Raw genomic sequence first — 21,539 nt, 5'->3', positions numbered from 1 at the left:
TGTTGCCCGCCAGCATGACGGGCGACAAATTAGGCGATCTGTTATTCGATTTTCTCTCGCCAGTCCGCGGCAAGAGCTGACTGGCGAGTATCATACCACTTTAACGTTATTACGCGGCTGCGTTTTTAACATCAAAGCAACATCATCAGAACATCATCACCATCCACGGGTAGGCAATGACCATCAGCGCCACCAGGAACAGGGCACCAAAGATGGTACCGAGACGCCAGTAGTCTTTGGTTGGCAGGTAGCCGCTACCGTAGTAAATCGGGCTTGGGCCCGTGCCGTACGGGGTGATAATGCCCATCACACCCAGTGAGGTACACATCATCAGGCAGAACACCGGCATGTTGATGCCCGGAATCGAGGCGGCAATGGTCAGCATGGCAGGCAGCAGGGCGGTGGTGTGCGCCGTGGTGCTGGCGAACAGATAGTGCAGCAGGTAGAAGGCGACCAGCAGTACCACCGCGGAAACCTGCGGGTCGTAACCGTGCAGCAGCAGCGCACCTTCTTTACCCAGCCAGGCGATGAAGCCTACGCGCGCCAGACCATCAGCCAGCGCGACCAGCGTGGCAAACCAGGCAAAGGTGTTCCAGGCGGCTTTGTTGCTGGTGATGTCGTTCCAGTTCAGCACGCCGGTCCACAGCATCAGCACGATAACCAGCAGGGCGGCCATCGCCGGTTCAATCCACGCAGTGGCGAAGATCCACATCATCAGCGCGGCGACCACGAACACCAGCAGCAGAATTTCATTGCGCGACAGCGGACCCAGTTTCTCCAGCTCGGCTTTAGCCCAGCGTGGCACTTCGTCATTCACTTTTACTTCTGGTGGATAGAGCCAGTAAGCCAGCAGCGGCATGGTGAGAATCAGCAGGATACCCAGCGGCAGGAAGGCGAGGAACCACATGCCCCACGAGATATCAAAGCCAACCACGCTTTTTACCAGCGCCAGCGCCAGCAGGTTAGGGGCCAGCGCGGAGAGGAACATTGAACTGGTGATACAGGCGGCGGTGATAGCAACCCACATCAGGTAAGAACCAATTTTGCGTGCGCTTGGGTCGTTAGGTTTAGAACCGTACAGCGGCGGCAGGTTGGCAATGATGGGATAGATCGTCCCGCCGCTGCGCGCGGTGTTGGACGGCGTAAACGGTGCCAGCAGCAGGTCGGCAAAGGTGATGGCATAGCCGAGCGTCAGGCTGCGACGGCCGAGATATTTCACCAGAATCAGCGCCAGGCGGCGACCAAACTGGGTTTTATCGTAGCCGGCGGCAAACATGAAGGCGCCGAAAATCAGCCACACGGTGGAGTTGCCGAAGCCGCTCACCGCCCATTTAAACGCCTGTCCGGCCGTTTTGAACTTCGGATCGGCCAGTTCTGCCGGGCTGAACAGCACGTACTGGCTGAACAGCGCGATGATCACCACGCCGGTCAGGCCGATGACCGCGCCCGGCAGCGGTTCGAAGATCAGGCCGACAATCACCCCGACGAAGATGGCGAAGAAGTGCCATGCATACGGCTCCAGCCCGGCAGGGGTGGGCACCAGCAGCAACAGCACGGCAACCACGATCGGCAGGCACAACATGACTAGCCGGTTCTTTTTCCCCGGTGCGGCAGGTGGCGCCTTTAGGGGTTCACTCTGGGTTGTTTGTGTATTCATAGTTTTGGTCTGCAAGTTATGGGAATGCGATTGACGGCCCGGTCGGGTTGATTTTTTTAGTTACGAAACGCTTGTAGCAGATCAACCGGGACGTTTTAAAGTGTCTTTTACATGAATCTTCGTTATTGCAATTTTGCTTCGCGAATTATCTATTGAATGACGCTATGATGCGATTAATTAAAATATCTATTTTGATCTGGATCAATAAAATTATTAGCGGGTTTTTTGTTTTAACGTTTTGCGCCGTAATAAATGAACCAACAGGTGTAAAATATGTGTTAAAAGTGAACGGAACGGCAAAAATACCGCCAGAATCGGTCGAAAGGCTCTTTTTATCTCTTTGATATTACGTCATTTGTTTTAAATGTAAGGAAAAAGTTGATTTTTGTCAAGTATTGGTTAAAACTTAGCGGAGCGCGGATTTCAGCAATGAGCAATAAAAAGTATTTTCACGCGTAAAACTTATATAACTAACATTCTTGGTTATGTAACTAAATAAAATGGTATATTTATACCATGAAGTCGGACCACTTAAATTAATTATAAAGACCTCCGAACTGCCAAAGAATTGAATACACGATTTCTTAATTCTGGAGTTGCTCATCATGAATACGCTCACCCCGATTCTTAATCCGCTGACATTACCGAAAGGGGCGGTGCTGAAAAACCGCCTGGTGATGGCCCCGATGACCACCTGTACCGGCTATTACGACGGCGGCGTGACCAGCGATCTCGTTGAGTATTATCGCGTGCGTGCCGGCAGCATCGGCACCGTGATCGTCGAGTGCGCCTTTATCGATAACCGCGGTCCGGCGTTCCCGGGCGCTATCGGCATCGACAGCGACAACAAAATCCCTGGCCTGGCCAGAATCGCGCACGCCATCAAGTCCCAGGGTTCCAAAGCCATTCTGCAGATTTACCACGGCGGCCGCATGGTTGAGCCGGCGCTGATCGGCGGGAAAACCCCGGTCGCACCCAGCGCTATCGCCGCGCCGCGTGAAGGTGCCAGCACCCCGCAGGCGCTGACGGCGGAAGAAGTGGAGGTGATGATCACCAAGTTTGGTGATGCGGTGAACCGCGCCATCAAAGCCGGCTTCGACGGCGTGGAGATCCACGGCGCTAACACCTACCTGATTCAGCAGTTCTACTCGCCGAACTCTAACCAGCGCGACGACAAATGGGGCGGCAGCCGCGACAACCGCGCGCGCTTCCCGCTGGAAGTGCTGGAAATCACCCACAAAATGGCGGAGCGCTTCGCCGCAGCGGATTTCATCATCGGCTATCGTTTCTCGCCGGAAGAGCTGGAAGTGCCCGGTATCCGCTGGGACGACACGCTGTACCTGCTGGAAAAACTGGCGGCGCGCGGGCTGGATTACGTGCACTTCTCCGTCGGCCAGCTGCTGCGTCCGTCGATTGTCGACACCCAGGATCCGACGCCGTTAATCAGCAAATACATTGAACAGCGCTCGGCAACGCTGGCGAAAGTGCCGGTGATTGGCGTTGGCGGCGTGGTGAACAAAGAGGATGCCGAACTGGCGCTGGCCTCGGGCTTCGATCTGGTGGCAATTGGTAAAGCCTGTATTGCCTATCCGGACTGGGCCGATCGCATCATCAAAAACGAGCACATGGATCTGTACATCGACAGCACCAAACGCGAAGCGCTGACCATTCCGGAACCGCTGTGGCGCTTCTCGCTGGTGGATGCGATGATCCGTGACGTCAGCGATGGCCATCGTAAGTACAAAGCCGGCGTTTACCAGGCGAAAGTAGAAGCCGAAGCGCTGAAGCTGAAAATCAACGTAACGCTCGACACCGACCGTATCACCGACATCTCGCTGGTGCCGGATCCTAACCTCGACGTCGATTTCACCAGCACCTTTGAAAGCCTGCGTGAACGTATTCTGGTGGCGAACAGTCCGCACGTCGATGCCATCACCGGTGCTACCACGCAGAGTGAGGCGCTGAAGAAAGCGGTATCGCGCGCGCTCACCACCTCCAGCAAAGAGTATGTGATTGAAGAGGGCGGCAACCCGAATGCGCCGGTCAATTACGATGTGGTGGTGGTTGGTACCGGCGGAGCCGGTCTGGCGGCGGCGATTCAGGCACACGATGACGGCGCGCGCGTGGTGATCATTGAGAAGATGCCCACCATTGGCGGTAACACCATCAAAGCGTCGGTGGGGATGAACGCGGCGGAAACCCGTTATCAGAAACTGAAAGGCATCGAAGACAGCAAAGAGCTGTTCTACGAGGAAACGCTGAAAGGCGGCAAATTCAAAAACAACCCGGTGCTGCTGCGTGAGTTCGTTGAGCGTGCGCCAGAAGCCATTGAGTGGCTGGCGGCGAAAGACATTGAGCTGAGCGATATCACCATCACCGGCGGCATGAGCATTGACCGTACGCACCGTCCGGAAGATCGCTCGGCAGTGGGCGGCTTCCTGATTAGCGGCCTGGTGAAAAACGTTAACCAGCGCAACATCGAAGTGCTGCTGGAAACCTCGGTGGCCGAGATTCTGTTTGAAAACGGTGCGGTGACCGGCGTGAAAGTGGTCGATGAGTACAACGACAGCCGTATACTGAATGCGAAAAGCGTGATTGTGGCCACCGGTGGCTTCAGTGCCAACCGCGAGATGGTGGTGAAATACCGTCCGGAGCTGGATGGTTTCGTCACCACCAACCACAAAGGCGCCACCGGCAGCGGTATCGCCATGCTGCAGAAAATTGGCGCTGAGACCGTCGACATGGGCGAAATCCAGATCCACCCAACCGTTGAGCAGACCACCTCGTACCTGATTTCCGAAGCGATGCGCGGCGGCGGGGCGATTCTGGTCAGCCAGGCCGGTAAGCGTTTCTACAATGAAATGGAAACCCGTGACAAAGTTTCTGCCGAGATTATCGCGCTGCCGGAAAAAAGCGCGTGGATTGTGTTCGATGAGCAGGTACGTGCCAACAACAAAGCGGCGGACGAATACATCGCCAAAGGCTTTGTGATTAGCGCGCCAACGCCTCACGAGCTGGCGGTGAAACTCAACATGGATCAGGAAACGCTGCAAAGCACGCTGGGCCGTTACAATGAGTTTGTGCTTAACCAGAAAGACGAAGACTTTGGCCGTGCCACCGCGCTGCGTCATCCGCTCAATCAGGGTCCGTTCTTCGCGATTCGTATCGCACCGGGCGTGCACCACACCATGGGCGGCGTGACCATCAACACTGAGACTGCGGTGCTTGACGCGCAGAAACAGGTGATTCCTGGTGCCTGGGCGGCGGGTGAAGTGGTCGGCGGCATCCACGGTGCGAACCGCATCGGCGGTAACGCCGTCGCCGATATCATTATCTTTGGTATCAAAGCGGGTCGTAATGCCGCTAAACTGGCGTTAGGTAACTAAGCTATCACGATGCCCGCGCCCTGCGGGCATCGTTCTCTTGCGGGGCCACAATGACAAGCGACGCTGGCGTCCATTCCTATTCTGCCGTCCTCATGGGTTCGCCCATTCTGCTCAAACTGTTCGAAGACAATCCCACGCTGGCCAGCCAGGTCTTTCGCCTGATCAAACAGCAGGAAAACCTGTTTACCGTCAACCGCGCCGAATCCGAAGTGATGGCCATTAATCACGCCGCCGGACGCCATCCGGTGGTGGTGAGCGCGCCGGTGTTTGCGCTGATTAGTGTGGCGCACGCGGTGAGCATCCTGCCGGACAGCGCGTTTAACTTCACCATCGGTCCGGTGGTGAAACGCTGGAAGATTGGTTTTCAGGGACGAGAAGTGCCGCCCGCAGCGGAGATTGAGGCGCTGCTGCGCCTCACCGATCCGCATCAGGTGGTACTCGATGCCGAACAGCACTCGGTGTTTCTGCCGCTGCCGGGCATGGATATCGATCTGGGCGCCATCGCGAAAGGCTACATCGCCGATGTGGTGCAGGCATTTCTGCGTCAGCAGGGTGTTGCGCAGGCGCTGATTAATCTCGGTGGCAATGTGCAGACGCTCGGCAGCCCGCCGCATCAGCCGCAGGGCTGGGGCATCGGGCTCAAAAAACCGTTTGGCCGGGACGATGAGCTGCTGGGTACGCTGCAGGTGCAGGGCAAATCGGTGGTGACGTCCGGGATTTATGAGCGCTACTTTGAACGCGACGGCCGCTGCTGGCATCACATCTTTGATCCGCACACCGGCTATCCGCTGGACAATGAGTTATTGAGCGTGACGGTGATTGCCGATCGCTCGCTGGATGGCGATATCTATACCACGCTGCTGTACGGCATGGGCGTAGAGCAGGGGCTGGCGTATCTCGCCGGCCAGCCTGATATCGACGCTGTGTTTGTCACCCGCAATCGGCAGATTATCTGCTCGCCGGCGCGCCATTTCCGCTTCAGCCAGCTGGATTTCAGCTGGCAGCTGCGTCACTGACAGTACTGCTGCAGCAGCGAATGGTACTCCGGCTGCAGGCGATAGCGATACACCGGGCGGCCGGTGGCACCGTAGTGAATGCTGGTGAACAGGATATTAATCTGCGCCAGCCAGATCAGGTACTTGCGACACGAAACGCGTGAAATGTTCACTTCGGCCGCCAGCTCGTCGGTAGAAAACTCATGGCCGGGGTGGGCGTCAATCCACTGACACAGCGTGCGCAGCGTCTGCGGCGTTAAGCCTTTCGGCAGCCGTTTGTTGTCGTGCTGGGTGGCCGGGCTGCCGTGCATCAGCAGATCGAGGTCCGACTGCTGGTAGTAGTGCTGGTTGTCCATCAGCGATTTTTTCTGCCGCCAGCCGGTCAGCGCCTCTTCAAAACGCGGGAACTGGAACGGTTTGATCAGGTAGTCGACCACGCCGTAGTGCAGCGAGGTTTTGATATTCTCCGCGTCGGCCGCTGACGAAATGATGATCACTTCCACTGAACTCTGCGCCTGGCGCAGCTCCGGCAGCAGATCGAGCCCGTTCTCCTGCTGCATATAGATATCCAGCAGCACCAGGTCGATCGGCGTTTCGCTATTGAACAGGAACTCGCGCGCCTGCTGCAGCGTCGCGGCGGTACCCACGCAGTGAAAGCCCGGTACCTGGCCGATAAAGCTGCGGTTCAGCTCGGCCACCATGGCGTCATCGTCGACCACTAACACGTTAATCATGCGGTTTGGTTCCTCCATCCCACGGAAGTTGGACTAAAAATTGGGTGAACACGCCGGGCTCGGACTCCACGCTGACGCTGCCGCCGAGGTGCTCCGTCTGCTGTTTCAGCAGGAACAGGCCGACCCCGCGATCCTCGCCTTTGGTAGAGAAGCCCTTGTCAAACACGGTTGCCAGATGCTGCGGCGCAATACCCGGTCCGTCATCGCTCACTTCACAGGTCAGCCAGCCGTTCTGATAGTGCAGCATGACGTGGATTTCGCCCTCGGTCTGCTCACTCATCGCATCCAGCGCATTCTCCACCAGGTTGCCGACCACGGTGATCAGCGCCGCCATCTGCTGCTCGTTGCCGCTGTCCGGCAGGTAACTGGCATCGCTGATGGTCAGACGATGGCCGCAATCAGAGGCGCGGTTAATTTTGCTGAGCAGAAAACCGGCAATCACCGGTGATTTGATCTTCTCCAGCAGGAAGCCGATTTCCGTCTGATAGTTATTAGCGGTCTTCAGAATATAGGCTTCTACCTGCGCATAATTTTTCATGTGCAGCAGGCCGAGGATCACATGCAGCTTATTCATGAACTCGTGCGAGCGCTCACGCAGGGCATCAACATAGTTTACCATGCCGGTCAGACGCTGCATCAGCTGGCTGATTTCGGTCTTGTCCCTGAAGGTGCAGACCGCGCCGATAATGCGTCCCTGACTGCGCACCGGCACGGTGTTGCTCAGCAGCAGTCGGCCATTGACGTTGAGCTCCTCATCGCGCCGTGCGCGACCGCCGTTGAGCACTTCCTGCAGATGCTGGTCGATCACCGAGGCATCATAAATGCGCGCGGTACTCACCACGCTGCTGCCCATTTTATCGCTCAGCAGCTGGCGCGCCGCCTGATTGACCAGCGTCACCTCGCCCTGATCGTCCATCGCCACCACGCCTTCCTTGACGGAGTTGAGGATCGCCTGGCGCTGCTCAAACAGGGTGGAAATTTCGTATGGCTCGAGGCCGAACAGGATACGCTTCAGCACGCGCACCAGAATGAAGGTGCCAACCGCGCCGGCAAAAGTGCCGATCAGAATGGTCCACAGAATGCTCCAGCGACTCTGGTTGATCTGGTCGGTGACCGCCTCCAGCGAGATGCCGATAGCCACCACGCCAATCTGCCGCTGCTGGGCGTCATACACCGGGGTAAACACGCGCAGCGATTTGGCCAGCGAGCCCTGATTCACGGAGACATTCTCGTTGCCGCGCAGCGCCGGTTCGATGTCCGGGCCGATAAAGTGTTTGCCCACCAGCTCCGGATTACGGTGCGAGTAGCGGATGCCATCCATGTTGGTGATGCTGATAAACAGCAGATGGTTGCTCTCTTCCACCGCTTTGGCGATGGGCTGGATAGCGGCCCGGTCGGGCGGCAGGCGCAGCGCCTGCTGAATTTCAGGTGATTTCGCCAGCGTGCGCGCCACCGCCATGGCTTTATCCTCCAGCTGGCTGCGCGTCGCGGCGCCAATCTGGAAGAAATAAAACATGTGTACGCTCAGCAGCACCAGCACAATCACCGCGCTGAGCATCAGCGTTACCAGGGTGTTGAGCTTCATCGGTCGCCTGCGCACCGGCGTGGCTTGCTGTGGTGAGATCATGGTCGTGCTCTGCGGAAAACGGGGGGCTATTATGACGGATAATCCGCAGCGGGTCGCGCTAAATGCAGGAAGGCCGTCAGCGATGACGACCTTCCGTGGGGGAGTGCGGGCGGGTTAGGCCTGTTTCACCCGGTTCGCGAAGCTTTTACGCAGTTTCTGCAGCTTCGGCGGGATCACCGCCAGGCAGTAACCGTTGCGCTGACCCGCGCCATCCCAGTAATCCTGATGATAATCTTCTGCCGGATACCAGGCTTTCAGCGGCTCGATAGTGGTCACCACCGGCTCGCTGTGATCTTCCTGCGCGCGGGCAATTGCCGCAATCGCTTCGGCTTCCTGCTCCGCGTTAGCCGGGAAAATTGCCGAACGGTACTGGGTGCCGACATCATTACCCTGACGGTTCAGCTGTGTGGGATCGTGGGTGGCAAAGCTGATGTCCAGCAGATCGCCGTAGCTCACCTTCTCCGGATCGAAGCCTACGCGAATCGCTTCGGCGTGGCCGGTCGCGCCGCTGCACACCTGCTCGTAGGTGGGATTAGGACGTTCACCGCCGGTGTAACCACTTTCGACTGACTCGACGCCAATCACATCTTTGAATACTGCTTCGGTGCACCAGAAACAGCCACCCGCGATAATCGCATATTCGGTTGCCATTGTTTTACTCCTGTCAGGGCGAAAGCGTTAGAGTGGGGGTTCAGCACGCTGAATTCAAGCCGCTTTCTGTTAACATTTCTGGCGCAACCTGGCGCGGCTTAGCCCGTAGCGCCTTGCCATTGCGCGCAGACGATTTGCGCCGCACGGGTGCAGCATTGATGCACACGCCAGTTGATCTGCCAGCGGCGCTTTTACCTGCGCGATAAAACGTTATTCAGCGGTGAGATGTCGTGGTTTATTTGCGCGTAATAGCCCGGATGATACGAAGCAGATAATATTCTTGTTTAAATAGAATAATGCGGCTCAGCTGAGCCGCATCAGGTAAATGGCTTTCTGTCGGTGCGGATTAACGGATACTCCAGTAATCTACAATATCGCTATTATTAAAAGTGATATAGAGTCTATTACCGTGTATTTCGGTATTTCCACTACGTTTATCTGCCATTTTGCCTGCCGTAGAGGATACTTCACTTGCTGAGTTTGCCATACCTAACGCGCCGGATACGGCTCCCGCTCCCGGGATGTAGCCCAGCAGCGAAGAGGCGCTGCTGTAATCCGCATTTTTCTCGTAAATCCAGGTGGTGCCCTGAGAGGATTTTTGATTATCATCCGGGACACCATAAAGCTGCTGCACTTCCGCCTTGGTGGTTTTCCCTTCTTTAATGTGTGACTGAACGTAGGTCGCGCTGTATTTATCCTCACCCCCTGTCGACGAACATCCACTTAACAGGATAACGAGCATCACCATCAAACCCATAAGGTTAATTTTCATTTTTCCCTCTTTGTAAGTTTATTGTAAAGTCCAGATTTAAATATCACGGCCTTAATGGTTGCGCAATATTATAATGGTGCGCTTTATCTCATTTTGCTGATGCGGCAATTTTAATTATGGCTAACCTTTTGATATGGATTTGTTTTTGTTGTGATGCGCCGGCAATAAATTTTCATTGATTTTAAAATAGCGTCGGCCATTTAGGGCAGTGAGGTTTAAGCATTAAGTGCTGTATTCGTCAGCGCCCGATATTGATCAATTATCTGTAAATTAATTTTATCATTAATCGCGTATCGATTGGTGTGAATTATCAATTTTCTCTCCCGCCGCCTTGCGATTATTCCGAGTAGCGTGACAGGTTCAGGGTCGCCGCGGGAGAGAGATTAAGTCACTTTGCCTTCACGCGCGGCACGTCACTAATACGCGTGGTGTAAGCCGGAGACAGCATGTCGCGTTTCATCGCCCAGGGTTTCTGAATGCCCTGACCGGCAAACCACAAGGCACCGCGCTGGTGGGCGTTGATCTTATCCATCAGCGCCATCAGCTGATCGCTGTTACGGCGCGGCTGATAGTCAGCAAACATATCAAGCTGCGCCACCCCGTCGCTGAAAAAGTCGCCCAGCATTACGCCGCCTTTCAGGTAGCGCTTGCCGGGGATCCAGATGCGATCCAGACAGTTGAGCGTGGCCTGAATAATGTCGCGGCTGTCGGCGGTAGGGGTAATCAGCGTCTGGCTGGCGGCGTTGGCATAGTAGGGCTGATGCGGATCGTGCGGGCTTGTGCGGATAAAGGTGCCAATGTAGCGGCAATACTGACGCTCGCTGCGCAGTTTCTCCGCTGCGCGTGCCGCATAGCTGGCGATGGCTTCGCGCATATCCTGATAGTCGGTAATGCGATCGCCAAACGAGCGCGAGCAGAGGATATTTTGCCGGTGCGGAATCACCTCTTCAAATGCCAGACAGGGTTCGCCGCGCAGCTCGCGCACGGTGCGCTCCAGCACCACGCCGAAATGCTTGCGAATCAGCGCAGTGGGCGTCTCCGCCAGCTGCAGGGCGGTTTGAATGCCCATCAGGTTCAGCTTGCTGGATAAACGGCGGCCGACGCCCCACACTTCCTCTACGCCCACCCGCTGCATCAGGCCGCGCTGGCGCGCCGGATCAGAGAGGTCCATGACGTTTTCGGCTTTGGTCCAGCGTTTGGCCGCCCAGTTAGCCAGCTTGGCGAGGGTTTTCGTTGGCGCGATGCCGACGCCCACTTTCAGGTGCGTCTCTTTCCACAGGCAGTCACGTACCTGCTCTCCAAAGCGCGTCAGCGAGGTGTAGCCTTCAATTCCGCTGACATCAAGAAAGGCCTCGTCAATCGAGTAGACATCCACGCGCGGCGCCAGCCGGTCGAGCGTCTCCATCACGCGCGCCGACATGTTGCCGTACAGCGCATAGTTAGATGAAAACACCACCACCTGATGACGCATCAGCTCGTCGCGATGCTTGAACCACGGCGCACCCATTTTGATGCCGAGCGCCTTCGCTTCGCGGCTCAGCGAGATAATGCAGCCATCATTGTTTGACAGCACCACGATCGGCCTGCCGCGCAGATCCGGGCGAAACACCGTTTCGCAGCTGGCGTAGAAAGAGTTTACGTCGACCAATGCATACATCATCGGCACCCTGAAAATACTGTATATAAAAACAGTATAGGTCAGATGCAGGAAAAATGAGAAGCAGAAATCGATCTGTCCGGCCAGGTTGCTGATGGGGGAAAAGAACAGAGTGGTTACAGACAGCAGGACGAAAAAAACGGCGTTCCCGTCAGGGAAACGCCGTGGGCCAGGGGCCAGTTACTGCGCGAGAAAAAAATGTGTCACTGCCTGGTCTGACTGAACGTCAGGGCGACTTCTTGCTGCCCGCTTCCGCCCCGGTGATCGGATCGATCAGCGGATCGGACGCGGTGCGTGCGGCCAGCGCATCGATGTCGCGCTGCTCATCCGGCGACAGCGTCACGGAGGGCAGACCATCGCCGCCATCCACCGCCGGCTGCGGATCGGCCACATAATCGAAGTTGTCATCGGAGTTCCAGCTACCGCGCACGTCATCACCTTCTGACATGTTGTAGTAGTTGTGCGCATACTGCTCAATTGGCGGCAGCTTGCCCGGTGGGAAGTTGTCGCGAATGGAGTACAGCGCTTTCTCAAACGAAAGCTGGTGCGCGGCTTCACGCGTCATCAGGAAGCCTAACGCATCCTTAACGCCGACATCGTCAGTGACGTTGATCAGGCGTTCATAGATGATTTTGGCGCGCGCTTCGGCGGCGATATTTGAACGCAGATCGGCCGTCACCTCCCCGATAGTATCCACGTAAGCCGCGGTCCACGGCACGCCGCCGGAGTTGGTCAGCGGCGGACCACCGCCATAAAGAATCGAAGTCAGATGGCTATCGTTACCGGCACCCGTGATTGAGCGATACAGTTCGCCTTCCTCTTCAGTGCCTTCGGCCAGCTTGCCTTTGGCGCCTTTATTGAGCATGCCAACCAGCGAGCCGATAATCTCAAGATGGCTGAGCTCCTCGGTAGCGATATCCATCAGCAGGTCGCGGCGTCCTAAATCCTCATCGCCCAGGCCCTGGGTAAAATAGCGCATGGCCGCAGCCAGTTCGCCCTGCGGACCGCCAAACTGCTCTAGCAGCAGATTGGCCAGGCCCGGGTTCGGTGCACTGACGCGCACCGTATACTGCAATTTCTTAACGTGTCGAAACATAGCTCACCTCAAAAAGTCTCTTACGAAAAGAGAAAATCAGCGTTTCGCTTTCGCGTCCGGGTCTTCGCTGCGCAGCAGGAACTGATCGGTCAGTTCAGGCATGTGCGTTAACATCCAGTCCGCCATCGCGATCTCCTGTTCACAGATCTGTTTAAGAATGGCCACGCTCTCCTGATCCCCGGCACGCGTGGCGGCGCTGATCAGGCTGGTGTAACTGCCAATCTCGGCATTCTCGAACACGTAGCCGCTGATAGCGCCTTTCACCACTTCGTCTTCCGCGAAGGTACCGCCAAACGCCTGGCCCATGGCGGCCATTTTCCCCATCACGTCTTTCACGCTGGAGTGGGAAATACCGTGGCGGTCGAGAATGGATTCCAGCAGAGACTGCTGCTGACGGGTTTCTTCGATATGCTGCTCAATGCGAGCCCGCAGCTGCGGGTAGTTTTCCAGGCGTTTTGCCATCTGCTCGAGCATGGTTTCGGCCTGTTTTTCCATGGCGTGAGCGTCGCGCAGCCAGTCGTGATAATGCGAGAGTGCGGATGTGGTCGTCATATCTACCTCCGTTGTACGGCAGTCGCGTTACTGTTTTTCCGCGATATCCGTAAGTTTTTCATCGGTGGATTTTTCTTCTGCCAGCGTGGCAGCCAGCAACTCTGCGGCCTGGTTGAGCTCCAGCTTTTTCGCCATGGCCACCAGCGTGCCGTAAGTGGCAATTTCGTAGTGCTCAACCTTCTGCGCTGCGCCGATCAGGCCAGCATCGCGCACCGGGCCGGCTTCAGTGGATTCAATCAGCTCCTGCGCTTCTTCTACCAGGCCTTCCAGCGCGTGGCACTTCATACGCATGATGCGCAGCTCATCGTGGCTCTCTACGACCTGATCGAGGCGCTCAATTTGTCCCTGGGTCTCTTCCAGATGTTGCTGAAAAGCGTTTTTTAAACTTTCATCGGAGGCTGCCCGGACCAGTTTGGGTAACGCACGGGTGATCTGTTTCTCCGCGCTGTAAACGTCCGAAAGATCGTGAATAAAAAGATCAAGTAGCGATTTAACTTTCATGAAATATTCTCCGAATCGGTGATTAACGGGAGGCTGAAGCCATTAAGTGATAACGCGATTAAAGAGAGGGAATGAAACGAAGCAATAAATCCCTGTCATCCTGTTGATGACGGAGCATTCCCTGCTCCGAGACATTCCTTACTCTGCGTTACAGCGCATCAGGAATCGCGATGGCTATTCTGTCCGCCTTTTTTGCCGGCTTCGGACGCTTTCTCACGGTCGTTTTTGAAATTACCGCCGCTGTTTTGTCCGCCTTTTTTACCCGCTTCAGATGCTTTCTCTTTGTCTTCTGCGAAATTACCTGAACCGCCTCTATGCTCTGTCATACTATTACCTCGTGATGAGTAATAAATAACATGACGCATCTGCCGCCATGCATGTTTTGCACACTTAATACTAATGCAGGCTGCCTCACTGACAAGCGCGACGGTTATATTTTTCACGCCTCGCTAACGCTATATTAATGAGAAGGCTGGAGATTGTGGTGTAAAATAACCACGCTATTTTTAGCGAGCCGGTCCATATTACGGTCTCGCTTTTAACCCGCCTGATGATTATTTATGCTCAACACGTTTTCCTCCGGTGGGGATTTTATCCGCCCGGCTTATTTATTTACGTTTAATCATTGAACGGCGAAGCGGCGCTAAATAGCGTCGAGCAGACGGTTCAATTCCGCCAGACTAAAAAGGGTTGCTTTGCGCACCACTTCTTCACCTTCACCTGAAAACCACTGCCGGCTGGTGTGCACGCTGCCATCTGCCAGACACCATGCAAACCACACGGTGCCGGCTGGCGTGCCGTCCTCACCGCCGTCCGGGCCGGCATAGCCACTGACGGCAATAGCCAGCGTATCCCCGGAGAGCTTTTTCGCGCCGCAGGCCATCTCCCGTACCGCGGCTTCACTGACGGCGGTATCACGCGCCAGCGTCTCTGCGCTGACGCCCAGCACGCGCTGCTTCGCCTGATTGGTGTAAGTAATAAAGCCGCTGCTGTAAAAGCGGCTACTGTCGCTGGCGGCCGCCAGCGCGGAACCGACCCAGCCAGAGGTGCAGGATTCGGCGGTGGTGACGCTCAGGCCGGCGGCCAGTAATTTATTACCCACTTCGGTCGCTAAATTAACCAGTTCTTCATCCATATTCTGTATCCCTTGTCAGAGTGAAATTAATAAACGCCGTCTCTGCCGCTGCTCATATGCATTGCCAGCGGCGTGCATCCGAATTATAGGAGTAATTTCTGCACCGCTGCTCAGCCGAATTAAACTGTTACCGAAGCTCCCGGCGTTTACCGCTAAGCTTAAAATTCAGAACGAAGAGGGAATAACCGGAGCGACATGATGTCAGCTAATTAACTGCAAGAGGAATAACACCATGAAGAAAGATGAGTTAGCCAGCCGTGATTATCCGGTGCAGGAGGATATGCGCTGGCAACGCAGGGAGAGCGTTATACAGCGTATCGGTGAATACGTGCTAATGGTGATTGTGATCCTGGGTGCCTGCGGGTTGTTTTCCAAAGGCATATTAAGCGACGGGCAGGCGCAGTCGGCTGATGGTTCCGTCAGCATTCGCTATGAACGTTTTGGTCGCATCGACAGCAATATGAACCTGCGGATTCGCGTGGCACCGCAGAGCGGCGAGCATTTCACCGTCACGCTAGGCAGCGGCGCGTTAGACGATTTGCAGATCCAGACGCTACAGCCACAGCCACAGCAGGCCATCACGCGGGATAACACGCTGCAGCTTACTTACGCCAGCGAGGCGGCAGAAGGTCATGTGATCTGGCTGGGGATTCAGCCGCAGACGGCGGGACGGGTTGCGCTGAGCGTGCACGTCAATCATCAGGTACCGGTAAAGGTATCGCAGTGGATTTACCCATAAAAGGAGAGCGTTATGGAAACGGTATTACGCGCAGCCGCCATTTATCTGTTGTTAATGGTGGTATTTAAAATTGCCGGTCGACGCACACTGCTGCAAATGACCTCATTCGATTTGATTCTGCTGCTGATTATTAGCGAAGCCACACAGCAGGCATTGCTGGGTGATGACTTTTCCGTTACCGGTGCCAGCCTCACCATCATTACCTTAATCACTATTGATATTGTGCTGGGCAAACTCAAAGCGCGCTTTCCGCTATTCGAACAAATGGCGGAGGGAGGACCGCTGATTTTGGTGGAGCATGGCCGGATATTAACGCAGCGGCTAAAAATGTCGGGCATCAGTCGGGAAGATATCCTCGAGGCCGCGCGTTCAGGTCAGGGGCTGGAACGCATCGATCAAATTAAATACGCGGTGCTGGAAGTGAGCGGTCATATTTCCATCATCCCGGAAAATTCAGATAAAACTGAAAAATAGCAACAATCTCTCAATACTTGTTTGTGATAAAGATCACACTTTTGTTAATTAATTGATTTTATACCACTAAAATTATTTTGTACAAGTTTGAAAAAAAATCTTTACAAGCAACCCGCTATAAGCGCAGCGGTGAAAATAACCATTTGCGCATGGCTTTTTGTCAGCGCAAATATGCATATTAAATGTTGTTTTATCTCCAATCCCATCCATATTGTTCCTGTGTGGAGATATTCTGTCGTTTAACTACTTAATTATTTTTATCAATGGGGTGACATATGACACAACGACGTGGTGGTGCAGGTAATTTTGCAGAAAATACCGAGCGTGCTCGCGAAGCGGGTAAAAAAGGCGGCAGCGTCAGCAGCGGGAATTTTAAAAACTGTCCTGAAAGGGCAGTAGAAGCGGGCAGACGCGGTGGAAAAGTAAGTCGTCGCGGCAAAACCGCAGCGGCGGAAGCTTAAACCGCCTTCTTTAATATAAATGCAGTCAGCGTAATCAGTTAAGCTACCCTGAGGCGGCTTAATCGGTAACGCAGCGGCGCAATTCAGGGAGTGGTCCATTGCGCCGCACGCATTTTATATCACCAGCTGCCGTGCTGCAGGGAACGAAAAAATGACGCGCGGTAATATCTGATAAGCGCAGCGGCTGCAACCACCAATAACGATTGTTAGCGCGAGAGGAAATAAGTAACAGGCAGATTAGGTGGCACTGATAACGAAGCGATACGTTATCGACTCATTATTAATGTGGACCTGATCGGGCGTTGGCGATGTTAAAAAATTTCAATTTATGCATGGGTTAATAACTTTTCGGTAGCACTTTTTGCAACAAAAATCCCCCATTCAGTTGTTTATCCTCTTGTACAGATTTTGAAAAACTTGTACAACTTAGCCAGAACATTTTTCTGACAATTTAATGTTAACGGGAGTCACTTATGCGCCAGAACGGATACACTCCGAACTCAGTCGAGGCGATTGCCAACTATTTTAGCAAAGCTACGCTGCCTTCGCAGCAGGAGACGCTGGGCCAGGTCGTGGTCGAAATCCTGCGTGAAGGCCGTAATCTGAACCGTAAATCGCTGTGTACTAAGCTGCTGCGTCGTCTGGAGCTCGCTTCTACCACGGAAGAAGAGCATCATTATCACCAGCTGATTGGCCTGCTATTTGAACGCGAGAGCTGAGAGCGAAGCGAAAGCGTCCAGGTTGTACACACGAAAACGCCATTCTGATAACGTATCACTGCATGTATGACTTGTGACGGGCTGTATCGCGCCGCAGGATAGCGGCGCTGTTTTTCTGTCGCGCTCCCGGTCGGGGCAGGCAGCATGCAGAGATTTCTTATGATATGAACAGAAGCGAACACCAGACTCTTATTGATGAGATCATCGGCGAAGCGGCGTTAACGCTGCTGCAGCGTTCCGGGCCGGTCACCACCCAGGCGTTGCTTGATGAGCTCCACATTATGCAGCAGCAGGCCAGCGATGATGCGCAGGCGGCTGCGATTCGCACGGCAATCGATGAAGTCCGGTCGAGCATGACGGCTGGACAAAAGCGGCGTGGCGAACAATCGGATCGCGATAATGTGCATCCGCTGTTTGGCCACAACGGTCAGGGTGGCGGCAGCCGCAAGCACTGACTGACAGTTAAATTATAATCTGACTGTATTGCTCACAGTACGGGAAAAGAACGATGTCGGAGAATCACTCTCTCTATTCTGCGCTGCCGGACACGGAACTGGCGGCGCATTTTCGCGATGCCGGAGTGGCATTGAGTGAAGAGGCCGCGGTACTGAATGATGTCATTCGTAGCGTGCTGGCCAGCGAAGGCCGCGTCAGTAACAAATCCATCATTCTATGTCTGATTATGGCGCTGGAAGCGACACAGGACGAAGCGCAGGCAAGTGTGCTGCGCAGAACGCTGGAAATTGTGGTCGGTTATACGCCAGACGACGCCTGAGGTAGTGGTCCCCGCGCAGGCGGGGATCGGTTCAGTGCATAAGATCTGCCAGTAGCCTTATTGCGGCATCGCAGCGATGCCGGAAATCCTCATCACGCGCGTCTGCTTTCATCGTATGCAGCACCTGCGTCACGTCATGTATCCTGAATACGCTACCTTCCCTGATAAATTCCGTCACCGCGATGCCTATCAGCGCATACAGATCCGGTGCAGGACGGTTAACTTGTTTCACGTCACCTCCGGGACTTGTATATCCGTACAGTGTTACACAGGTGATAACAACCCAACACCTTTTTCTGCTGTCAGTGAAAATGGCACAGGTTATTAGTCAGACACATTGCCAGGTGTTATCACGCTGCGCGAATAGTAATACGCTGCTGTAGCAGACTCATGCAACTAAAAAATGGTTAAGCATGCCGATAACTCTATTTTAGCGCTGCGCTTATTGCGCCCGGAACATTCACCGACACGCTGCGCGGCGGGCGGGAATTATCGCGCCTGCTGCGACCGAGATTAAATTTATGCAGCCAGCTGCGATACTGCCTGATTAATTCCTGCGCATTTTTTTCATCACTGACGCGACAAATAAACAGCTGGCTCATGGTCTGGTGCTCAGCCGCCGTGGCGTAGATCTCGCAGGTCATCTCGCGTTGCTGCAGTTCAATCGCCGTAAAATGTAACTGCGGCCACTGCTGCAGTCGGTTAGCGAACATTTTGTAGTCCATTTTAGGATCCTTTTATTTTTCTATTTTCTACTGGTATTACCTGTAGAAGGCACAATAGACCAAAAGTGAAAAAGCGCCAGTTTTGCGGGTCACGACCCATTAAATAGTGCACAAAATGGAAAAAATATTTACGTGTACAGCTTTTACCGCTGCGCTTATATTTTCGTGAAAGATTGAATAAGCGCAGCGGTTAATAGCAACAGTGCAGAAATACCGTCTGGCTCGCAGCATCGCCTATCCTCTATTAGGGTTAACTGATGGCTAACCAAAGGAGAAGAGGCATGACCAATCCGAGTGCCGCCGATGAACTGGCGCTGATCGATCGCTACTGGCGCGCCGCCAATTATCTGTCCGTCGGGCAAATCTACCTGATGGCCAACCCGCTGTTACGCGAACCACTGCAGCCCGGGCATATCAAGCCACGTCTGCTCGGCCACTGGGGCACGACGCCCGGCCTGAACTTTATCTATGCGCACCTCAACCGCATCATCCGCCAGCGCGAGGTGGATCTGCTGTACGTCTGTGGTCCGGGGCACGGCGGTCCGGGTATGGTGGCGAACAGCTGGCTCGAAGGCAGCTACAGCGAAATCTATCCGCACGTCAGTGAAGATGCCGCCGGTATGCAGCGGCTGTTTAAGCAGTTTTCGTTTCCCGGAGGCATTCCCAGCCATGCGGCACCAGAAACGCCGGGCTCGATTAATGAAGGCGGCGAGCTGGGCTATTCGCTGTCGCATGCGTTTGGCGCGGTTTTCGATCATCCGCAGCTGATTGTTCCCTGTGTGATTGGCGACGGTGAGGCGGAAACCGGACCGCTCGCCGCCAGCTGGCACGGCATCAAATTTCTCAATCCGCAGCGTGATGGTGCGGTGCTGCCGATCCTGCATCTGAACGGCTATAAAATTGCCAACCCCACGCTGTTCGGGCGCAGCAGCGATGACGATCTGCAGCAGCTGTTCAGCGGTTACGGCTATGAGCCGCTGTTTGTCTGTGGTCACGATCCGGCCGACATGCACCCGCAAATGGCGGCAGCGCTGGATAATGCGTTCGATAAGATTGCTGCGTACCAGCAGCAGGCGCGCAGCGGCCAGGCGCAGCAGACAATTCCGCGCTGGCCGATGATTGTGCTGCGCAGCCCAAAGGGCTGGACCGGTCCAAAAGAGGTGGACGGTAAAAAGGTGGAAGATTTCTGGCGTGCGCATCAGGTGCCGGTGGCGAGATGTCGCGAAGATGCATCGCATCGCCAACTGTTAGAGCAGTGGCTGCGCAGTTATCAGCCGGAGGATCTGTTTGACGAGGCGGGGAAACTCAGGCCGGAACTGCGCGCACTGGCGCCGCTGGGCGACAAACGCATGAGCGCCTCGCCCTATGCCAACGGCGGCCGGCTGCGCCGCACGCTCAACACGCCGGACATCCGCGAGTTTGCGCTGGAGACCGGCGCGCCGGGCAGTCAGCGCGGCGAAGCGACGAAGCAGTTCGGTCACTACCTCAGTGCGATTTTTCAGCGCAACGCCGACAATTTCCGCCTGTTCGGGCCGGATGAAACTGCCTCGAATCGCCTGACGCCGGTCTTTGACGTCACCAGCCGCAGCTGGATGGCGGAGATCAAACCGTATGATGAGCAGCTGGCGCGAGATGGCCGGGTGATGGAGATCCTCAGTGAACACCAGTGCCAGGGCTGGCTGGAGGGCTATCTGCTCACCGGGCGGCACGGCCTGTTCAACTGCTATGAAGCCTTTATTCATATCATCGATTCGATGTTCAATCAGCACGCCAAATGGCTGAAGGTGACGCGCAAGCTGGGCTGGCGCCAGCCGATCTCCTCGCTCAATTATCTGTTGTCGTCACACGTCTGGCGCCAGGATCACAACGGTTACAGCCATCAGGATCCCGGTTTTATCGATCACGTGGCGAACAAAAAGGCGGATATCGTGCGCATCTATCTGCCGCCAGACGCGAACACCCTGCTGTGGGTGGGCGATCACTGTCTGCGTACCTGGGATCGTATCAATGTGATTGTCGCCGGCAAGCAGCCATCACCGCAGTGGCTGGATATCGACAGCGCTATTGCCCACTGTGAGGCCGGCATGGGCGAGTGGCGCTGGGCGAGTGATGCCGGTGAGCCAGACGTGGTGATGGCCTGCGCCGGCGATGTGCCCACCATGGAGACGTTAGCGGCGGTGGATCTGTTGCGAAACTATCTGCCCACGCTGCGCATTCGCGTGGTCAACGTGGTGGATCTGCTGGCACTGCAGACGCAGCAGCAGCACCCGCACGGCAAGTCGGAAGAGGATTTCGATGCGTTGTTCACCCGCGACAAACCGGTTATTTTCGCCTTTCATGGCTATCCCAGCCTGATTCATCGTCTGACGTATCAGCGCCGCAATCACGCCAGTTTCCACGTGCACGGATTCAACGAAGAGGGCACCACCACTACGCCGTTTGATATGACGGTGCTCAACGAGCTGGACCGCTATCATCTGGCGCAGGCGGCCATTTTGCACGTGCCGGGCCTGGCCGATCGCCATCCTGAACTGCTCGACGATCTGCAGCAGCGCATCGCGGAGCACCACCGCTATGTGCGTGAACACGGCGAAGACGTGCCGGAGGTGCGTAACTGGCTGTGGCCGGGCTAAATCGGCCCCGCCAGCGAAAAAAAAACCGCCTGAGAAGGCGGTTTTTAATTTAATCGGCCTGCTTATCCCCGGATTCAGGCGCACTGCTTTCATCATCTTTCGGCTTCTGGTCGGGGCTGTTTTTGCGCGGATCGTAATCCGGCTGGTCGCCGTGAACGGGACGATCGGTCATTGCATACTCCTTAGCGGTTACCACGTGACGCCGCGTCACTGTTGCCAGATAACGCGGATGTAAAGGGCGGCTGGGCAT

At 55.3% G+C, this 21,539-nt stretch carries 23 protein-coding genes; 9 read left to right on the top strand and 14 right to left on the bottom strand.

Going from position 1 to position 21,539, the window contains the following annotated elements; translation table 11 throughout:
• Window positions 1-145: 145 nt before the first annotated feature.
• The gene (locus AC6I8P_RS11015; RefSeq protein WP_058769656.1) at window positions 146-1,657 is read right to left on the bottom strand and encodes an anion permease; all 1,512 of its coding nucleotides are present in this window, start codon (window positions 1,655-1,657) and stop codon (window positions 146-148) included.
• A gap of 605 nt (window positions 1,658-2,262) precedes the next feature.
• Here AC6I8P_RS11015 and AC6I8P_RS11010 point away from each other — a divergent pair.
• Together AC6I8P_RS11010 and AC6I8P_RS11005 are read left to right on the top strand one after the other, a co-directional pair.
• Complete coding sequence (locus AC6I8P_RS11010) at window positions 2,263-5,043, top strand: flavocytochrome c (RefSeq protein WP_498030618.1); 2,781 nt, start codon at window positions 2,263-2,265, stop codon at window positions 5,041-5,043.
• Window positions 5,044-5,093: 50 nt separating this feature from the next.
• Complete coding sequence (locus AC6I8P_RS11005; RefSeq protein WP_498030617.1) at window positions 5,094-6,059, top strand: FAD:protein FMN transferase; 966 nt, start codon at window positions 5,094-5,096, stop codon at window positions 6,057-6,059.
• On the opposite strand, the gene dcuR is transcribed toward AC6I8P_RS11005, so the two are convergent.
• From dcuR to AC6I8P_RS10955, 10 genes are all read right to left on the bottom strand, one after another.
• Entirely contained in the window at window positions 6,053-6,772 is a 720-nt protein-coding gene (gene dcuR, locus AC6I8P_RS11000; RefSeq protein ID WP_021506339.1) for a two-component system response regulator DcuR, read from the bottom strand. The two genes, AC6I8P_RS11005 and dcuR, sit on opposite strands and share 7 nt — an antisense overlap.
• On the bottom strand, window positions 6,765-8,399 hold the full coding sequence (locus tag AC6I8P_RS10995) for a sensor histidine kinase (protein WP_058769658.1): 1,635 nt from the start codon (window positions 8,397-8,399) through the stop codon (window positions 6,765-6,767). The genes dcuR and AC6I8P_RS10995 overlap by 8 nt, the downstream gene beginning before the upstream one ends.
• Window positions 8,400-8,513: 114 nt before the next feature.
• Window positions 8,514-9,050, bottom strand: coding sequence for a peptide-methionine (S)-S-oxide reductase MsrA (gene msrA, locus AC6I8P_RS10990; RefSeq protein WP_059010355.1), 537 nt, complete (start codon window positions 9,048-9,050; stop codon window positions 8,514-8,516).
• Between the two features lie 346 nt (window positions 9,051-9,396).
• Window positions 9,397-9,822, bottom strand: coding sequence for a hypothetical protein (locus AC6I8P_RS10985; RefSeq protein ID WP_223815622.1), 426 nt, complete (start codon window positions 9,820-9,822; stop codon window positions 9,397-9,399).
• Between the two features lie 388 nt (window positions 9,823-10,210).
• A complete protein-coding gene (gene umuC, locus AC6I8P_RS10980) occupies window positions 10,211-11,479 on the bottom strand; it encodes a translesion error-prone DNA polymerase V subunit UmuC (protein WP_498031165.1) in 1,269 nt (422 codons plus the stop codon).
• Window positions 11,480-11,705: 226 nt separating this feature from the next.
• Complete coding sequence (locus AC6I8P_RS10975) at window positions 11,706-12,575, bottom strand: manganese catalase family protein (RefSeq protein ID WP_021506333.1); 870 nt, start codon at window positions 12,573-12,575, stop codon at window positions 11,706-11,708.
• A 36-nt stretch (window positions 12,576-12,611) separates the two neighbouring features.
• Window positions 12,612-13,127: a ferritin-like domain-containing protein gene (locus tag AC6I8P_RS10970; RefSeq protein WP_021506332.1), complete on the bottom strand. Its 516-nt coding sequence runs from the start codon at window positions 13,125-13,127 to the stop codon at window positions 12,612-12,614.
• A gap of 27 nt (window positions 13,128-13,154) precedes the next feature.
• Window positions 13,155-13,628: a YciE/YciF ferroxidase family protein gene (locus AC6I8P_RS10965; protein WP_021506331.1), complete on the bottom strand. Its 474-nt coding sequence runs from the start codon at window positions 13,626-13,628 to the stop codon at window positions 13,155-13,157.
• 158 nt (window positions 13,629-13,786) lie between these two features.
• On the bottom strand, window positions 13,787-13,954 hold the full coding sequence (locus AC6I8P_RS10960) for a con-10 family general stress protein (protein ID WP_021506330.1): 168 nt from the start codon (window positions 13,952-13,954) through the stop codon (window positions 13,787-13,789).
• Window positions 13,955-14,271: 317 nt separating this feature from the next.
• Complete coding sequence (locus AC6I8P_RS10955) at window positions 14,272-14,763, bottom strand: nicotinamide-nucleotide amidohydrolase family protein (protein WP_058769659.1); 492 nt, start codon at window positions 14,761-14,763, stop codon at window positions 14,272-14,274.
• Between the two features lie 232 nt (window positions 14,764-14,995).
• On the opposite strand from AC6I8P_RS10955, the gene AC6I8P_RS10950 reads away from it, so the two are divergent.
• The 6 genes from AC6I8P_RS10950 to AC6I8P_RS10925 all read left to right on the top strand — a co-directional run bounded on the left by AC6I8P_RS10950 (window position 14,996) and on the right by AC6I8P_RS10925 (window position 17,931).
• Window positions 14,996-15,502 (top strand): hypothetical protein, encoded by a 507-nt coding sequence (locus tag AC6I8P_RS10950; RefSeq protein ID WP_498030616.1) that lies wholly within the window; start codon window positions 14,996-14,998, stop codon window positions 15,500-15,502.
• Window positions 15,503-15,514: 12 nt separating this feature from the next.
• The gene (locus AC6I8P_RS10945) at window positions 15,515-15,976 is read left to right on the top strand and encodes a DUF421 domain-containing protein (protein WP_021506327.1); all 462 of its coding nucleotides are present in this window, start codon (window positions 15,515-15,517) and stop codon (window positions 15,974-15,976) included.
• 275 nt (window positions 15,977-16,251) lie between these two features.
• Window positions 16,252-16,437: a con-10 family general stress protein gene (locus tag AC6I8P_RS10940; RefSeq protein ID WP_071813571.1), complete on the top strand. Its 186-nt coding sequence runs from the start codon at window positions 16,252-16,254 to the stop codon at window positions 16,435-16,437.
• 473 nt (window positions 16,438-16,910) lie between these two features.
• The gene (gene ycgZ / locus AC6I8P_RS10935) at window positions 16,911-17,156 is read left to right on the top strand and encodes a regulatory protein YcgZ (RefSeq protein WP_021506325.1); all 246 of its coding nucleotides are present in this window, start codon (window positions 16,911-16,913) and stop codon (window positions 17,154-17,156) included.
• A gap of 164 nt (window positions 17,157-17,320) precedes the next feature.
• Entirely contained in the window at window positions 17,321-17,611 is a 291-nt protein-coding gene (locus AC6I8P_RS10930; protein WP_058769661.1) for a hypothetical protein, read from the top strand.
• Between the two features lie 53 nt (window positions 17,612-17,664).
• On the top strand, window positions 17,665-17,931 hold the full coding sequence (locus AC6I8P_RS10925) for a biofilm development regulator YmgB/AriR family protein (RefSeq protein ID WP_021506323.1): 267 nt from the start codon (window positions 17,665-17,667) through the stop codon (window positions 17,929-17,931).
• A 31-nt stretch (window positions 17,932-17,962) separates the two neighbouring features.
• Here the strand turns inward: AC6I8P_RS10925 and AC6I8P_RS10920 are convergent, their stop codons facing one another.
• Window positions 17,963-18,163, bottom strand: a complete 201-nt coding sequence (locus AC6I8P_RS10920) for a hypothetical protein (RefSeq protein ID WP_021506322.1) — start codon at window positions 18,161-18,163, stop codon at window positions 17,963-17,965.
• Between the two features lie 193 nt (window positions 18,164-18,356).
• Complete coding sequence (locus AC6I8P_RS10915) at window positions 18,357-18,656, bottom strand: hypothetical protein (RefSeq protein ID WP_211075038.1); 300 nt, start codon at window positions 18,654-18,656, stop codon at window positions 18,357-18,359.
• Window positions 18,657-18,937: 281 nt separating this feature from the next.
• Between AC6I8P_RS10915 and AC6I8P_RS10910 the strand changes: the two genes are divergently transcribed.
• Complete coding sequence (locus AC6I8P_RS10910; protein ID WP_498030615.1) at window positions 18,938-21,289, top strand: phosphoketolase family protein; 2,352 nt, start codon at window positions 18,938-18,940, stop codon at window positions 21,287-21,289.
• Between the two features lie 49 nt (window positions 21,290-21,338).
• Here the strand turns inward: AC6I8P_RS10910 and AC6I8P_RS10905 are convergent, their stop codons facing one another.
• On the bottom strand, window positions 21,339-21,461 hold the full coding sequence (locus AC6I8P_RS10905) for a hypothetical protein (protein WP_275025215.1): 123 nt from the start codon (window positions 21,459-21,461) through the stop codon (window positions 21,339-21,341).
• Window positions 21,462-21,539: the final 78 nt, after the last annotated feature.

This window comes from gamma proteobacterium symbiont of Lampromicra miyakona, from assembly GCF_059730895.1.
This window is presented reverse-complemented; position numbering and strand designations above follow the sequence as displayed.

What these genes read in the sequence shown, in the direction of transcription:
- AC6I8P_RS11015 (WP_058769656.1), bottom strand. Translation starts at nt 1,657, where the DNA reads ATGAATACACAAACAACCCAGAGTGAACCCCTAAAGGCGCCACCTGCC.
- AC6I8P_RS11010 (WP_498030618.1), top strand. Translation starts at nt 2,263, where the DNA reads ATGAATACGCTCACCCCGATTCTTAATCCGCTGACATTACCGAAAGGG.
- AC6I8P_RS11005 (WP_498030617.1), top strand. Translation starts at nt 5,094, where the DNA reads ATGACAAGCGACGCTGGCGTCCATTCCTATTCTGCCGTCCTCATGGGT.
- dcuR (WP_021506339.1), bottom strand. Translation starts at nt 6,772, where the DNA reads ATGATTAACGTGTTAGTGGTCGACGATGACGCCATGGTGGCCGAGCTG.
- AC6I8P_RS10995 (WP_058769658.1), bottom strand. Translation starts at nt 8,399, where the DNA reads ATGATCTCACCACAGCAAGCCACGCCGGTGCGCAGGCGACCGATGAAG.
- msrA (WP_059010355.1), bottom strand. Translation starts at nt 9,050, where the DNA reads ATGGCAACCGAATATGCGATTATCGCGGGTGGCTGTTTCTGGTGCACC.
- AC6I8P_RS10985 (WP_223815622.1), bottom strand. Translation starts at nt 9,822, where the DNA reads ATGAAAATTAACCTTATGGGTTTGATGGTGATGCTCGTTATCCTGTTA.
- umuC (WP_498031165.1), bottom strand. Translation starts at nt 11,479, where the DNA reads ATGTATGCATTGGTCGACGTAAACTCTTTCTACGCCAGCTGCGAAACG.
- AC6I8P_RS10975 (WP_021506333.1), bottom strand. Translation starts at nt 12,575, where the DNA reads ATGTTTCGACACGTTAAGAAATTGCAGTATACGGTGCGCGTCAGTGCA.
- AC6I8P_RS10970 (WP_021506332.1), bottom strand. Translation starts at nt 13,127, where the DNA reads ATGACGACCACATCCGCACTCTCGCATTATCACGACTGGCTGCGCGAC.
- AC6I8P_RS10965 (WP_021506331.1), bottom strand. Translation starts at nt 13,628, where the DNA reads ATGAAAGTTAAATCGCTACTTGATCTTTTTATTCACGATCTTTCGGAC.
- AC6I8P_RS10960 (WP_021506330.1), bottom strand. Translation starts at nt 13,954, where the DNA reads ATGACAGAGCATAGAGGCGGTTCAGGTAATTTCGCAGAAGACAAAGAG.
- AC6I8P_RS10955 (WP_058769659.1), bottom strand. Translation starts at nt 14,763, where the DNA reads ATGGATGAAGAACTGGTTAATTTAGCGACCGAAGTGGGTAATAAATTA.
- AC6I8P_RS10950 (WP_498030616.1), top strand. Translation starts at nt 14,996, where the DNA reads ATGAAGAAAGATGAGTTAGCCAGCCGTGATTATCCGGTGCAGGAGGAT.
- AC6I8P_RS10945 (WP_021506327.1), top strand. Translation starts at nt 15,515, where the DNA reads ATGGAAACGGTATTACGCGCAGCCGCCATTTATCTGTTGTTAATGGTG.
- AC6I8P_RS10940 (WP_071813571.1), top strand. Translation starts at nt 16,252, where the DNA reads ATGACACAACGACGTGGTGGTGCAGGTAATTTTGCAGAAAATACCGAG.
- ycgZ (WP_021506325.1), top strand. Translation starts at nt 16,911, where the DNA reads ATGCGCCAGAACGGATACACTCCGAACTCAGTCGAGGCGATTGCCAAC.
- AC6I8P_RS10930 (WP_058769661.1), top strand. Translation starts at nt 17,321, where the DNA reads ATGAACAGAAGCGAACACCAGACTCTTATTGATGAGATCATCGGCGAA.
- AC6I8P_RS10925 (WP_021506323.1), top strand. Translation starts at nt 17,665, where the DNA reads ATGTCGGAGAATCACTCTCTCTATTCTGCGCTGCCGGACACGGAACTG.
- AC6I8P_RS10915 (WP_211075038.1), bottom strand. Translation starts at nt 18,656, where the DNA reads ATGGACTACAAAATGTTCGCTAACCGACTGCAGCAGTGGCCGCAGTTA.
- AC6I8P_RS10910 (WP_498030615.1), top strand. Translation starts at nt 18,938, where the DNA reads ATGACCAATCCGAGTGCCGCCGATGAACTGGCGCTGATCGATCGCTAC.
- AC6I8P_RS10905 (WP_275025215.1), bottom strand. Translation starts at nt 21,461, where the DNA reads ATGACCGATCGTCCCGTTCACGGCGACCAGCCGGATTACGATCCGCGC.